Origin of the sequence: Mesorhizobium sp. WSM4308 (genome assembly GCF_002294905.1) — a bacterium.
Classification (GTDB): Bacteria; Pseudomonadota; Alphaproteobacteria; order Rhizobiales; family Rhizobiaceae; genus Mesorhizobium.
In genome coordinates this window covers 93351-106477 of sequence record NZ_NSFW01000004.1, presented here as the reverse complement: position 1 = coordinate 106477, position 13127 = coordinate 93351, and the positions used below count along the sequence as shown (strand labels likewise).

Annotated in this window: 14 protein-coding genes; 9 read left to right on the top strand and 5 right to left on the bottom strand. The window is 65.0% G+C overall.

Annotated elements, in window-relative coordinates:
- The first annotated feature begins 25 nt into the window (after positions 1 to 25).
- The 9 genes from CK227_RS08575 (at position 26) to CK227_RS08535 (ending at position 9712) form a co-directional block, all read left to right on the top strand.
- Positions 26 to 754, top strand: coding sequence for an NAD(P)-dependent oxidoreductase (locus tag CK227_RS08575; RefSeq protein ID WP_095772645.1), 729 nt, complete (start codon positions 26 to 28; stop codon positions 752 to 754).
- 655 nt (positions 755 to 1409) lie between these two features.
- On the top strand, positions 1410 to 3191 hold the full coding sequence (locus CK227_RS08570) for a chloride channel protein (protein WP_095772646.1): 1782 nt from the start codon (positions 1410 to 1412) through the stop codon (positions 3189 to 3191).
- Between the two features lie 165 nt (positions 3192 to 3356).
- Positions 3357 to 4016 (top strand): XRE family transcriptional regulator, encoded by a 660-nt coding sequence (locus CK227_RS08565; RefSeq protein WP_142875558.1) that lies wholly within the window; start codon positions 3357 to 3359, stop codon positions 4014 to 4016.
- A gap of 39 nt (positions 4017 to 4055) precedes the next feature.
- Positions 4056 to 5132 carry a PotD/PotF family extracellular solute-binding protein gene (locus CK227_RS08560; protein WP_095772740.1) on the top strand — a complete coding sequence of 359 codons (1077 nt, stop codon included), beginning with the start codon at positions 4056 to 4058 and terminating at the stop codon, positions 5130 to 5132.
- 22 nt (positions 5133 to 5154) lie between these two features.
- Positions 5155 to 6021 carry an ABC transporter permease gene (locus CK227_RS08555; RefSeq protein ID WP_095772647.1) on the top strand — a complete coding sequence of 289 codons (867 nt, stop codon included), beginning with the start codon at positions 5155 to 5157 and terminating at the stop codon, positions 6019 to 6021.
- The gene (locus CK227_RS08550) at positions 6021 to 6818 is read left to right on the top strand and encodes an ABC transporter permease (RefSeq protein ID WP_095772648.1); all 798 of its coding nucleotides are present in this window, start codon (positions 6021 to 6023) and stop codon (positions 6816 to 6818) included. The genes CK227_RS08555 and CK227_RS08550 overlap by 1 nt, the downstream gene beginning before the upstream one ends.
- On the top strand, positions 6815 to 7930 hold the full coding sequence (locus CK227_RS08545) for an ABC transporter ATP-binding protein (protein ID WP_095772649.1): 1116 nt from the start codon (positions 6815 to 6817) through the stop codon (positions 7928 to 7930). The genes CK227_RS08550 and CK227_RS08545 overlap by 4 nt, the downstream gene beginning before the upstream one ends.
- Before the next feature lie 24 nt (positions 7931 to 7954).
- Positions 7955 to 9340 (top strand): FAD-binding oxidoreductase, encoded by a 1386-nt coding sequence (locus CK227_RS08540; RefSeq protein ID WP_095772650.1) that lies wholly within the window; start codon positions 7955 to 7957, stop codon positions 9338 to 9340.
- Positions 9341 to 9343: 3 nt separating this feature from the next.
- The gene (locus tag CK227_RS08535; RefSeq protein WP_095772651.1) at positions 9344 to 9712 is read left to right on the top strand and encodes a cupin domain-containing protein; all 369 of its coding nucleotides are present in this window, start codon (positions 9344 to 9346) and stop codon (positions 9710 to 9712) included.
- 24 nt (positions 9713 to 9736) lie between these two features.
- Here CK227_RS08535 and CK227_RS08530 read toward each other — a convergent pair whose 3' ends face one another.
- The 5 genes from CK227_RS08530 to flaF all read right to left on the bottom strand — a co-directional run bounded on the left by CK227_RS08530 (position 9737) and on the right by flaF (position 13114).
- Positions 9737 to 11380: an MFS transporter gene (locus CK227_RS08530; RefSeq protein WP_095772652.1), complete on the bottom strand. Its 1644-nt coding sequence runs from the start codon at positions 11378 to 11380 to the stop codon at positions 9737 to 9739.
- 259 nt (positions 11381 to 11639) lie between these two features.
- Complete coding sequence (fliQ, locus tag CK227_RS08525; protein ID WP_010911298.1) at positions 11640 to 11906, bottom strand: flagellar biosynthesis protein FliQ; 267 nt, start codon at positions 11904 to 11906, stop codon at positions 11640 to 11642.
- A gap of 13 nt (positions 11907 to 11919) precedes the next feature.
- Entirely contained in the window at positions 11920 to 12327 is a 408-nt protein-coding gene (flgD, locus tag CK227_RS08520; RefSeq protein ID WP_095772653.1) for a flagellar hook assembly protein FlgD, read from the bottom strand.
- Positions 12327 to 12770, bottom strand: a complete 444-nt coding sequence (gene flbT / locus CK227_RS08515; protein WP_095772654.1) for a flagellar biosynthesis repressor FlbT — start codon at positions 12768 to 12770, stop codon at positions 12327 to 12329. Before flbT ends, flgD begins: the two co-directional genes overlap by 1 nt.
- Positions 12767 to 13114, bottom strand: coding sequence for a flagellar biosynthesis regulator FlaF (gene flaF / locus CK227_RS08510; protein ID WP_019860973.1), 348 nt, complete (start codon positions 13112 to 13114; stop codon positions 12767 to 12769). The genes flbT and flaF overlap by 4 nt, the downstream gene beginning before the upstream one ends.
- Positions 13115 to 13127 lie beyond the last annotated feature (13 nt).

Below are 13127 nucleotides of genomic sequence, written 5' to 3'. Positions count from 1 at the left end.
TTAAGACAATGCGGAGTCCCTGACGATGGGTCATCGAATCTTTCTTGCCGGCGCCTCCGGCGCCATCGGCCAGCGACTGATCCCGCAACTTCTGGCCGCCGGTCATCAGGTAACGGGCACCACGCGCAATGCGGACAAGGCCGCGACATTGCGCGCCCTCGGAGTCGGGCCGGCGGTCGTGGACGTCTTCGACGCCGAGGCGCTGTCGCGCGCGATGCTCGCCGCCCAGCCGGACATCGTCGTCCATCAGCTGACCGACCTGCCGCCAGGGCTGGATCCGAGCCGGATGGGCGAGGCGGTCGTGCGCAATGCCCGCATCCGCGACGAAGGCACGCGCAATCTGGTCGCGGCCGCCGTCGCGTCTGGTGTCCGGCGCATGGTGGCGCAAAGCATCGCCTGGGCCTATGCGCCGGGCTCGGAGCCGCATGGCGAAGCCGACCCTCTGGCTGGCGGCGCGAGTGGCAATCGCGGCATCAGCGTCGGTGGCGTCATCGCCTTGGAAAAGGCCGTTCTCAGCGCGCCATTCGCCGGCGTCGTGCTGCGATATGGCCAGCTCTATGGGCCGGGAACGGGAACCGATACGGCCGCCGGCGCATCGCCGGTGCATGTCGATGCCGCCGCCTATGCCGCGCTGCTCGCGCTCGACAAGGGGGCGCCCGGCGTCTTCAACGTGGCGGAACCCAACCCGGCGGTCTCGACGCAAAAGGCGGTCGAGGAGCTGGGTTGGCGAGCGGACTTCCGTTTGCCTGCCTGAATTCGGAGACGTCGATATGATCGGCAATCAAGCTCGCTTGCGCACCGGCCAATCTCTTATCGCCTAGCAGGCGTTGACCTGCCTGCAGGACCAACCTCCGCCATCGGTATCGTGGCAATCTTCATAGCTGCCGTAACACGTGTTCGTTGAATTACGGTACCAAGGATAACCGCCAGGACAGCAGACATCCTGCTGTGTGGTCCGAAGAAATTCTTCTGCGGGCCGGCTCCGTTTTTCCGTATTGCCTCCCGCAAAAGGAGACATGGGGTATGAAATACTCAACTTAACTGGCATGTCTATGTCTGAATGGCTCATTGCAGACGAGCTCAAGAAAATCGTGCAAGCAGCCAATGAAAACAATCCCCGCGCAATCATGTTCTCCTCCTGGAGGGAAATAGAGACGGGCCAAAATACCACTTTTCAGGCCTTGCGTCGATTTCGCAGGCGAGGGGGAGGAGGGCCTTTGCCGCGAATCCGGTGTCCGATTTCAGATGCCCAATTCACTTATGCCTTTTTGGCTCCGGGTTGATCAAAGGAAGCCTCCAGACTGTTCGAAAGCGATCCTGGCATTCGGGGAGCCGGCATCGCGGTTGCCATGCGGTATCCCTAGGCGTATCAGCCTTCCACGTCCCTTTTGATATCGGCGAGCCGCCCGGTGCTTTCCAGAAACCAGCCACAAGTCTACGCCCGCCGGCTGCGTGCGGTGCTTCTGAGGTCAATTCCGCTGCTCGAGGCGCGCGGCATCGCAGTGGTCATGCTGGCGGGCGCCGTCGGCGTCATGGCGGGTATACTGGTCACCGCGATGAGCCAGATCGTGCAGGATCTGCACGGGTTGTTGTTCGGCGTTCAGCCCGGTGGCCGGCTTTCGGGCATGTTCTCGCTCGCCAATCCCATGCAGGCGCTGATCCCGCCGGTCGGCGGCGCCCTGCTCGGCCTGACGGTGATATGGCTGCGGCTGCGGAAATTCCGCACACCCGTCGATCCGATCGAGGCCAACGCGCTCTATGGCGGTCGCATGTCGCTGACCGACACCTTCATCATCGCCGGCCAGACGATGATCTCCAGCGGCTTCGGCGCTTCGGTCGGCCTGGAAGCCGGCTACACGCAGGTCGGCTCCGGTCTGGCGTCGCGGCTGGCGCGCATCTTCAGGCTGCGCCGCAATGATGTCCGCATCCTCGTCGGCTGCGGTGCGGCCGGGGCCATCGCCGCCGCCTTCGACGCGCCGCTGACCGGGGCCTTCTATGGCTTCGAACTGGTCATCGGCATCTACTCGGTCGCCAATGTCGCGCCTGTCATGACGGCCGCGATCTCGGCCTCGCTGACCGCGGAAATGTTCGGCGGCGTGCCGTTTCCGCTGGAGCTTTCTGGGCTGCCGCAACTGACCCCCAGCCAGTATGTGCCGTTCCTGCTGCTCGGGCTGCTGGGCGGCGCGGCCTCGATCGCCATCATGCAGCTGGTGACGCTGATCGAGCGCGGTTTCAACAGGCTGTCGGTCGATGCCTCGCTGCGTCCCGTCGTCGGCGGTGTCATCGTCGGCCTGCTGGGGCTGATCACGCCGCAGGTCCTGTCCAGCGGCCATGGCGCGCTGCACCGCGAATTCGCGATGAACTATGGGCTGACCGTGGTGGCCAGCGTCTTCGTGCTGAAATTGGCGGCGTCAGCCATCTCGCTGGGCTCGGGCTTTCGCGGCGGCCTGTTCTTCGCCTCGCTGTTCCTCGGTGCGCTGCTTGGCAAGGCATTCGCCGGTGTGATGGCGCTGGTCTCGCCGGCGACCGGCATCGACCCTTCGGTTGCCGCCGTCGTCGGCATGACCTCGCTTGCCGTCGGTGTCGTCGGCGGTCCGCTGACGATGACCTTCCTGGCGCTGGAATCGACCCGCGACCTGACGCTCACCGGCGTCGTGCTGGCCGCCTCGATCATGGCGGCGATCCTGGTGCGCGAAACCTTCGGCTATTCGTTCTCGACATGGCGCTTCCATCTGCGCGGCGAGACGATCCGCAGCGCCCACGATGTCGGCTGGATGCGCAGCCTGACCGTCGGCTCGATGATGCGCAAGGACATCAAGACCATCGATGCCGCGACGACGCTGGCCGACTTCCGCAAGCAGATCCCGCTGGGTTCGGCGCAGCGCGTCATCGCCGTCGACCCGGGCGACCAGTATGTCGGCGTGCTGATCGTGGCCGAACTGCACAGCGATCCCGCCGGCGGCGAGGCGCCGGTGCGCGATCTCGCGCAGTACAAGGATGCCGTCCTGGTGCCCAGCATGAACGTGCAGGCCGCCGCCGAGACGTTTCAGCGCGCCGGCGCCGAGGAACTGGCCGTCGTCGAGGATTTCACCGACCACATCGTGCTCGGTCTGCTGACCGAGGGCCATCTGATGCGGCGCTATGCCGAGGAACTCGAAAAGGCGCGCCGGGACCTGTCGGGCGAAGGATAAGGCTTCTCCCTACGCGCCCCCTTGTCAATCGGCGGCGCGGCTTGCTCACGTGACCCTTCCGACTTGCAGCCTGGCCCAGCGACTGGCCCTGTTCTGGCGCCCATACATGGCTTGTCAGTTGTACAGTGGTACTGTACATGTTGTTAAGTGCGGTGAGGAGACGGCATGAGCAAGGGGTCGGACAAGGCTTCGTCGAAAACGGGCGAGACACCGGTCGCGACGCACGCCCACCAAGTGCTGGGCATGCGCCTCAAAAGCCTTCGCCTCGCCCGCAGGCTGTCCCTGCGCGAGCTTGCGGAAGCAACCGGGACGAGCGCAAGTTTCATCAGCCAGCTCGAACGCGGCCTGACAGGGGCCAGCACCGCCTCGCTCAACCAGATGGCTTCGGCGCTCGGCGTCAGCGTCGCCATGCTGTTCGAGGAAAGCACGGCGCAAAACCATGGCGTTCTGAGGCGAAGCGAGCGGCCGAGCCTGCCGCCCAGCGACGGCTGCCGCAAGATGCTGCTGTCGCGCCCGCCGCTGAGCGACATGGAGGTCTATGTCGGGGAATTCGACATTGGTGGCTCGACCGGGCCCGATCGCTACACCCATGGCGACGCGCACGAGATGCTCGTCGTGCTGCGCGGGGTCGTCGAGGTCTCGCTCGGCGACGCCCGTCACGTGCTCGAGGAGGGCGACAGCATCGAATACACGACTTCGACACCGCATCGCTCGGAGAACATCGGCAGCGGCCGAGCCGAAGTGATGTGGATCATCGCGCCGCCGACCTCGGTGCGCGCCGAGCTCGATCAATACACGGCCTGGAAACCGCTCGCGGCCAGGTAGCTCCAATCCAATGCGGGCATCAATGGGAGAATGACAATCATGCAGAAAACGAAAGCTTTGTATCTCAGCGCCGTGATGGCGCTTGGCGTGCTGGCAACCGCAGCGTTCGCGCAGGAGAAGCCGGTGGCGGGCGAAGTCAAGGAGGGGTCGCTGAAGGGCAAGACCCTGACGTTCGTCTCCTATGGCGGCATCTACCAGGATGGCCAGGCCGCGGCGCTGAAGGAGTTCGTCGACAAGTCCGGCGTCAAGTTGCTCAATGACGGTCCGACCGAGATCGCCAAGGTGCAGGCGCAGGTCGAGTCCGGCAATGTCACCTGGGACGTTGTCGATACCGACGACCTGCCGCCTTATGTCTATTGCGGCAAGCTGTTCCAGAAGCTGGATCTGACGAAGCTCGACGTCTCGAAAATCCCGGAAGGCCAGGTTGGCGAATGTTCGGTGCCGGCGATGAATTACGGCGTCGTGCTGATGTACAACAAGGAGAAGTACAAGGATAATCCGCCCAAGAGCTGGGCCGATTTCTTCGATACGGCAAAGTTCCCGGGCGTGCGCGGAATCGACGGCTCCGGCAGCCCGACGGGCGGCTTGCTGGAACAGGCGTTCAAGGTTGCCGGCGGCGATCCGAAGGCGATGACGGTGGCCGATATCGACAAGGCCATCGATGTGGTCCGCAAGCTCGGCCCCGATACCATCTTCTGGAAAACGGGCGCTGAATCGCAGCAACTCGCCGAATCCGGCGAGGCCGACATGCTGATGATGTGGACGGGCCGCGCCATGACCGCGGTCAAGAACGGCGCCAAATACGCGCCGGCCTGGCAGGATTGGCTGGTGGTGATGGACCAGATGACGATCCCGGTCGGCGTCAAGGATACGGATGCATCCTACGCGCTGCTCAATGCCTATCTCGGCAAGCACGCACAGGAGGTCCTGGCGGAGCAGACCTCCTACACGCCGATCAACAGCGATGCCCAGCCCAAGGTCGACGCTTCCGTCTCCGCCTTCCTGACCAACACGCCGGAACGCCAGAAGCAGGGCTACAAGCAGAACTTCAAGTTCTGGGTTCCGAACTTCGCGGTGGCGCAGGAAAAGTGGTCGGCGCTGATGGCCGGCAACTGACCGGCTGACGGAGGCAAAGCCCGTGAGCGCGCTCGAACCGACAACGCCTTCCGTCGCGAAACGGGGTTGGGTATCGCGGCCGTTCGCGCTCACGCTGCCGGCGCTGATCCTGCTGGCAGCCGTCATCGGCTATCCGCTGCTCACCATCATGGTGCGCAGCCTCTCGGAACCGCAATGGGGCGTGCAGAATTACCTCTGGTTCTTCGGCGCGCCCGTCAATCTCACGGTGCTCCAGCGCACCTTTGTCATCTCGGCGTGGGTTACGGTCGTCTGTGTGGTCTGCGCATATCCCTATGCCTATCTGATGACCGCCGTCGGGCCGCGCGTGCGGCTTGTCCTGGTGCTTTGCGTACTGATCCCGTTTTGGGTGAGCGGGGTCGTGCGCACGCTCTCATGGGTGATTCTGCTGCAGGATTCGGGTGTCATCAATTCGCTGCTGCACGCGGCCGGGTTCGATGGCATCCGTCTGATCCGCACCCAGACCGGCGTGGTCATCGGCATGGCGCAGGTGCTGTTGCCCTTCATGATCCTGCCGCTCTACTCGGTGATGAAAGGTATCGACCTCAGGCTGATGCGGGCGGCGCAAAGCCTGGGCGCCCGGCCTTCGCGCGCGTTCTTCACGGTGTACCTGCCGCTGTCGCTGCCGGGCGTCTATGCCGGCGCGATCATCGTCTTCATCCTGGCGCTGGGCTTCTACATCACGCCGGCACTGCTCGGCGGCCCGCGCTCGACCATGCTGTCGACCCTGGTGCAGACCCAGGTGCTGAGCCTTTTGCAATGGGGCCGCGGCGGTGCCATGGGCGTGGTGCTTTTGGTCACCACCTTCGTGCTCCTGGCGCTGGCGGCCCCGGTGATGCGCTCTCGCTATCGGGAAGCGGGGCGGCGCTGATGGAAATGAAGCCGCTCACACGCGTCATCCTCGGCCTCGTCTGCCTGCTGGTGGCGATATGGCTTGTCGCGCCGACGCTGGTCGTGGTGCCGATGTCGTTCAACGAGAACAAGTCGCTCGCCTTCCCGCCGCAGGGCTTCTCCTGGCAATGGTACCAGAACTTCGTCACCAATCCGGACTGGATGTCGAGCTTCCTGAACTCGGTGAAGGTCGCCTCGATCGTGGCGGTGCTGGCGACAGTGCTCGGCACGCTTGCCGCCTTCGGCCTCGACCGCATGAAAGCGCGGCCGGCCAACCTCCTGCGCATGCTCATGCTGACGCCCATGGTGGTCCCCGGCGTTGTGCTGGCCATCGGAATCTACGCGGTCTATCTCGACGCCCATCTCGTCGGCACGCTGACCGGCTTTGTGCTGGCCCACACCATCCTTGCGCTTCCCTTCGTGCTGATCGCGGTCTCGGCCAGCCTCGAAGTGTTCGACAGGCGCCTCGAGACGGCGGCGGCTAGTCTCGGCGCGGGAGCGCTGACCGCGTTCCGCACGGTGACCTTGCCGCTGATCCTGCCCGGCATCCTGTCCGGCCTGCTCTTCGCCTTCGCCACCTCCTTCGACGAGATCGTCGTGTCGCTGTTCATCACCAACCCCTATCTCAAGACCTTGCCCGTGCAGATATTCTCTTCCATCACCCGCGACGCCGACCCGACCGTTGCCGCCGTCGGCACCATCTTGCTTTTCGCCACCACGATCCTGATCGGCGGCGGCATGCTTCTTCTTGGCCGCGAGCGGAAAGGATCCCAATGAAGCCGGGACAGGAGAGCAAGGGCGCGGCGATCGATCTCGAATCGATCAGCAAGGCCTATGGCGGCTTCAAGGCGCTGGACGGCGTGTCGCTACGCATCGAGCCCGGCGAGTTCATGACGCTGCTCGGCCCGAGCGGTTCCGGCAAGACCACGACGCTGAATGTCGTGGCCGGCTTCACCGACCTGACGAGCGGCAAGCTGCTGGTCGGCGGCAGGAACGTCGTCGGCGTGCCGGCGCACAAGCGCAATATCGGCGTCGTCTTCCAGCACTACGCGCTGTTCCCGCATCTGAGCGTCGGCCGCAACGTCGCCTATCCGCTGACGCTGCGTGGCGTCGATCAGGCAGAGCGAAAGGCGCGCGTGGCCAGGGCGCTCGATATGGTCAAGATGGGCGACTTCGCGCATCGCTATCCCAGTGAGCTGTCAGGCGGTCAGCAGCAGCGCGTGGCGCTGGCCCGCGCCATCGTCTTCGATCCGCCACTGTTGCTGATGGACGAGCCGCTCGGCGCGCTCGACAAGAAGCTGCGCGAATGGCTTCAGCTCGAGATCAAGCGCATCCATCGCGAGCTCGGCACGACCTTCGTCTATGTGACGCACGACCAGGAAGAGGCGCTGGTCCTGTCGGACCGCATCGCCGTGTTCAATCGCGGGCGCATCGAGCAGGTCGGCACCGGCCGCGAGCTCTACGATGAGCCGACGACGCTGTTCGTCGGCCGCTTCATCGGCGACTCCACGGTGCTGCGCGGAGAGGCGCGCAGCGACGGCGTGAGCACGGCGCTGCGTATTGCCGGCGAGACGGTGACTGCGCCGCGCCGGATCGCGGGCGAAGCCAGCCCGGTCATGCTGCTGCGCCCCGAAAAGCTCGCCATCCGCCGGCCCGGTCAGGACGCGGCGGGCACCTCCAACCGGCTGCCGGGGACGATCGCGGAAGCCATCTATCTCGGCTCGGGATCGAAATACGAAGTCAGGCTCGCCGACGGCTCCATGGCGATCGTGCGCACACCGCTGACCGGCGACAGTTTCGGCCTTGGCGACAAGGTGGAGCTCTGCTTCGACGGTGCCGACGCCAAGCTTCTGGCCGATGACAGCTCGGCCGATGCGACGCTGACCTGATCCAATCAATTCGAAAGTCATCCCATGCAAGCCAAGCGCAACGGCGACATATCGTTCTGGTATGCGGATCTGGGAGGGGTTCCCGCGCCCCGGCCGCCCTTGCCTGGCGATATCGAGGCCGATATCGCGATCGTCGGCGCCGGCTATACCGGCCTGTGGACCGCCTATTATCTGAAGAAGGCGAGGCCCTCGCTGCGCATCGCGCTGATCGAGCGCGAATTTGCCGGTTTCGGCGCTTCGGGCCGCAATGGCGGCTGGCTGTCGGGCGGCTTCTCCTGGTCGCGCGAAAAATATCTCAAGACCTCGACCCGGCAAGGTGTCAGCGCCATGCAGGCGGCCATGGCTGGCTGCGTCGACGAGGTGATCCGGGTGGCGAGCGCGGAAGGCATCGATGCCGATATCCGCCGGGTCGATAATCTGACGGTGGCCACCAACCTGGCGCAGCTCGAACGCGCGCGCGAGGAGTGCGAAACGATCCGCGCCTGGGATGTCGATCCGACCCGCGTCGAAATGCTGGATCAAGCGGCGACGCGGGCGCGCATCAACATCCGCAATGTCATGGGCGGCTTCGTCGTCCACGGCCAGGCGCGGGTGCAGCCGGCCAAGCTGGTGCGCGGGCTTGCCGCCGCCGTCGAGCGCCTGGGCGTGCCGATCTACGAACAGACGACGGTGACGGCCATCGCCGAGGGCCGCGTGACGACGAACCGCGGCACGGTGCGGGCGGAAACCATCATCCGCGCGACGGAGGGGTTTACATCAGGCATTCCCGGCGAGGAACGGACCTGGCTGGCGCTCAACAGCGCGCAGATCGTCACCGAGCCGCTGTCCGAGGAGCTTTGGCGCCAGATCGGCTGGGAGGGTCACGAGCTTCTCGGCAACGCCGCCCACGCCTATTGCTATGCCCAGCGCACGCGCGAGGGGCGCATCACCATGGGCGGGCGCGGCGTGCCCTATCGCTACGGCTCGCGGACCGACGTCAATGGGCAGACGCAGCAGGCCACGATCGACCAGTTGCATCAGATCCTGACGACGCTGCTGCCGCAGACGGCGAACTGCCGCATCGAGCACGCCTGGTGCGGCGTGCTCGGCGTGCCGCGCGACTGGTGCACGACCGTCGGGCTCGATCCCGCGACCCGCATCGGCTGGGCCGGCGGCTATGTCGGGCTTGGCGTGTCGAGCTCCAATCTTTCGGGGCGTACGCTGGCCGACCTGATCCTCGGCCAGGATACCGAGCTTACGAAGCTGCCCTGGGTCAACCGCAAGGTCAGGCCATGGGAGCCGGAGCCGTTCCGCTGGCTTGGCGTGCATTCGATGTACCAGCTTTATCGCATCGCCGATGGGCGCGAGGCCGCTGGGCTTGCGCATACGTCGAAACTGGCCGCGCTCGCCGACGGCATTACCGGCCACTGACTGATGGAGACCAGTTTGATCGACCTTTCGACCTTCCACGATCTCGCCAAGGCCGACATCGGCGCGTTCTCACCCAAGCCCACCTCCATCGAGGGGGACCAGGTCGAGGCCGTGCGCTCGCTTTTCCAATCGCCGGACGGGAGCGTCAACATCGGCATCTGGGAATGCACGCCCGGCCGCTTCACTGCCGACCGCTCGGCTTCGTCGGAGATATGCCATATCATTTCGGGGCGGGTCGAGGTGAGCCGCGCCGACGGCGAGGCGCGCGAACTGGGACCAGGCGACCTGCTCGTGCTGCCGCAGGGATGGAAGGGCGAATGGCGCATCCGCGAGACCACGCGCAAGCTCTACATGATCCAGTCGGCCGGCTGATCGACTGATACCAGCTACCCGGGATCAGTGCTCGATCGGCCCCCTGGCCATCACCAATGCTGTGCCGGCGGTGGTCGGACGCTCGATGACGCGACGCACGCGCGGCGGCTCGTCGCCGCTGTGCAGCGCCCGCAAGCGCTCGCCGACCATGGCGTCGGCATGCGTGATGCGGCCGTTGTGGCGCACATATTCGAGCCAGGTCGGCGTGTGGTAGTGCTCGATCCATATCGAGGGGTTTTCGAGATCGCGCGCCAGTGTCCAGTTGCGGGCGCCGTCCCGGCGGCGGATGCGGCCGCGTTCGGCCATGGTGGCAACGAACTCCGCCTCGTCCTCCTGCCGGATGATGTATTCGATCATGATGGCGATGGGACCGCTGCGCGGCTTCAGGTCGAGCGCCAGATGCGGCTCCTTGAAGCGGTTGAGCGGGTCGAGGTTCAGCACCTGCTGCTGCGGCAGCGGCAGCACGAGGCCGATGGCGCCGCCGGCCAGCATGGCGATGGCGGCGGCGATCAGCGCCGTCTCGGCGCCATGCGCATCGGCGACGACGCCCCAGATCCAGCTGCCCAGCGCGATGCCGCCGAAGGTCGCGGTCTGGTAGACCGACAGCACCCGGCCAACCACCCAGCGCGGCGTCGCCATCTGCACGGTGACGTTGAAGTGCGAGAGCGCGATCACCCAGCAGGCGCCGCCAACCAGCAGGCCGAGCGAGGTCTGCCAGGCATGATGGCTGAGCGCGGCATTGAAGGCGCAGACGGCGAAGCCGGCAAAGGCACAGCGCACCATCGTCTCGCTGGAAAGCAACTGCCGCAGCCGCACGCTGATCAGCGCGCCGCCGACGGCGCCGATGCCGAAGGAGCCCAGCATGATGCCGTAGGTCAAGGCATCGCCCTTGACGACGTCGCGTGCCACCAGCGGCAAGAGCGCCAGGACGGCGCCGGCTGAGAAGCCGAAGGCCGCGCCCCTGACCAGCACCTTGCCGATATTGGGGGACATGGCGACATAGCGCAGGCCGGCCCCCATGGCCGCACCCAGCGACTCGCGCGGCAAGGTCGACACCGGCACATCCGGCTTCCAGCGGGCCATCACGATGATGAGGCCGATATAGCTCACCGCGTTCGCCGCGAAGGCGGCCGCGGCGCCGGCGGCCGCGACGATGATGCCGCCGATTGCCGGACCGACGCTGCGTGTCAGGTTGAAGCCCATGGAGTTCAGCGCGACGGCCGCGGGCACCTTGTTGCGGGGGACCATGTCGCCGACGGACGCCTGCCAGGACGGGCTGTTGAGCGCCGTGCCGCTGTCGATCAGGAAGGTGAAGGCAAGCAGCGTCCAGGGCGCGATCAGGCCATACCAGGTGAACACGGTCAGAAGCACCGAAACGACCAGCATGAAGGTCTGCGCCACCAGCATCACCTTGCGCCGGTCGAAGCTGTCGGCGATGGCGCCGGCGACAAGCGCGAACAGCATGATCGGCAAGGTCGTCGAGGCCTGGACCAGAGCGACCTGATAGGGCGAGGTGGCGATCGTGGTCATCATCCAGGCGGCGCCGACGCCCTGGATCAGGCCACCGAAATTTGAAACGAGACTTGCCGACCAGACGGCGCGGAAAATGCCATGCCGGAACGGCGCCAGCGCCGAAACGCCTTCGCTATCCGGTTTCTCGTCAATCATGGATGGGTTCCTGCCAGAACGTGCTGATCCTTGCGGTTTCTCCGCATCGTTTGCCGAAACTATGGCATCGCGCCGCAAAGGGCGAACGTCATGCGCGCAAGATCATGGTCCAACAAGAGGATAGAGGAAGGCCAGCTTTGCTGCGAGGGCCGGGCTCGCCTTCGCGCAACACGCCTTGCATGCCCGCGGTGAAATCGGCCGATAGCCGGCGCCGGCTTTTCGAGCCATCACGTTCTGAAGCGGTTTTCCGCGACTTTCTTCAGAACCCGTTCTGGATGCGCTGGAAGATGACGTTGGTGAAGGCCGATATCTGGCCGCCAATGAACGGGCCGGTGAGCGCCACCACCAGCATGATGGCGACGATCTTCGGCACGAAGGTCAGGGTGATTTCCTGGATCTGCGTCAGCGCCTGGATGAGGGCGATGCCGATGCCGACCGCCATGGCGACCAGCACCACCGGAGCGGACGCGGTCAGCACCGTCCACACCGCGTACTGGACGATGTCGAGGGCGTCGGCTTCGTTCATGCGGGCGGCTGGCCTAGCTTGCCGGCTTGACCGACACGCCTGGGCCGACGGGGACCTTGGTGCCATCTTGCAGCACCGCGATCAGTCCGCTGCTGGCGAGCGTCACCGAAGCCACTATTCCGGTGGTCTTGCCGTCGGCCGAGGTGATCGAGCGGCCGATGATCGCATCGGCCTGCGACAGTGCGGAGGACTGCATGATCTGGTCGAGCTTGGTGTTGGACTGCACGGATTGCTCGACCTGCGAGAAGGTGGCGAGCTGGGCGACGTACTGCGTCGAATCCATCGGCTTGGTCGGATCCTGGTTCTTCATCTCGGCGATCAGAAGCTTCAGGAAGGACTGGTAGTCGACCGCCGTCTTGGAAGTCGACTTGGTGGTCGAATTGGCGCCAACCGGTATCGTCGTCGTCATGTCCACGGTCATCAGTAGCTTGCTCCCACGGCCAGCGGGCGCGGTGTGCCCGGAACATCGTCATTGCCGCCAAGCGCGCGGCGTTCGAGAGGATAGAGCGAACGGATCGCCTTCAATGCCTCGTAAATATGATCCTCGCCGACCATACGGTCGATCTGCTTCAGTGCGCCGCAGATCTCGGCATCCTCGAAACTTGCGATGAGCAACGGCAGCGAGCGGCGGAACATCTCGCGGGCGTCATCGGCGCCGGCCGGGTTGATCAGCATGACCTGCACGATGAAATAAAGCTGCCTGAGCGGCGTCGATGCCTGGTCGGCCTGGATCACATGACCTTCGAGCAGGAACTGCACGTCGTTCATCAGTTCGATGGTGACCTTGCGGTCGACGCGGATGACCGCCCCGTTGATGTAGATCTTCTCGTTGGGCTTCAGCGATATCTTCAGTGTGTTGGTCATTGAATGCCGTCGCGGATGATCTGGGACACTTCGATCAGCCCTTCGAAATTGTTGGTGCGGCCCTGGCGGATGTCCTCCGCCTCGCGCAGCAACCAAAGGCCGATGGAAATCAGGTTGGCACGCAATTCCTTGGGAAGCGCATTGTCGCTGGAGCCAAGATCCTCGACGAAGATTGTCCACACGCGGTTGGTGAAATTCAGCGCCTCGATCGCCTCCATCGAATCCTGGCCGGCCGTGGCGGCCGCCGACAGCATGTCGATCGAGCGGGTCAGGAGTTCGCGCTCACGGTCCTTTGCGTCCGAAACGGAGGTGCTTTGGACGTCGGCGTAGGAGAATTGGTACATCGTCGGCTCTACC

Excerpts from the sequence above, each read along its gene's own strand:
- CK227_RS08565 (WP_142875558.1), top strand. The coding sequence starts at position 3,357 with ATGAGCAAGGGGTCGGACAAGGCTTCGTCGAAAACGGGCGAGACACCG.
- flgD (WP_095772653.1), bottom strand. The coding sequence starts at position 12,327 with ATGACCGTGGACATGACGACGACGATACCGGTTGGCGCCAATTCGACC.
- CK227_RS08540 (WP_095772650.1), top strand. The coding sequence starts at position 7,955 with ATGCAAGCCAAGCGCAACGGCGACATATCGTTCTGGTATGCGGATCTG.
- CK227_RS08575 (WP_095772645.1), top strand. The coding sequence starts at position 26 with ATGGGTCATCGAATCTTTCTTGCCGGCGCCTCCGGCGCCATCGGCCAG.
- CK227_RS08545 (WP_095772649.1), top strand. The coding sequence starts at position 6,815 with ATGAAGCCGGGACAGGAGAGCAAGGGCGCGGCGATCGATCTCGAATCG.
- CK227_RS08535 (WP_095772651.1), top strand. The coding sequence starts at position 9,344 with ATGGAGACCAGTTTGATCGACCTTTCGACCTTCCACGATCTCGCCAAG.
- flaF (WP_019860973.1), bottom strand. The coding sequence starts at position 13,114 with ATGTACCAATTCTCCTACGCCGACGTCCAAAGCACCTCCGTTTCGGAC.
- CK227_RS08560 (WP_095772740.1), top strand. The coding sequence starts at position 4,056 with ATGCAGAAAACGAAAGCTTTGTATCTCAGCGCCGTGATGGCGCTTGGC.
- CK227_RS08550 (WP_095772648.1), top strand. The coding sequence starts at position 6,021 with ATGGAAATGAAGCCGCTCACACGCGTCATCCTCGGCCTCGTCTGCCTG.
- fliQ (WP_010911298.1), bottom strand. The coding sequence starts at position 11,906 with ATGAACGAAGCCGACGCCCTCGACATCGTCCAGTACGCGGTGTGGACG.
- CK227_RS08530 (WP_095772652.1), bottom strand. The coding sequence starts at position 11,380 with ATGATTGACGAGAAACCGGATAGCGAAGGCGTTTCGGCGCTGGCGCCG.
- flbT (WP_095772654.1), bottom strand. The coding sequence starts at position 12,770 with ATGACCAACACACTGAAGATATCGCTGAAGCCCAACGAGAAGATCTAC.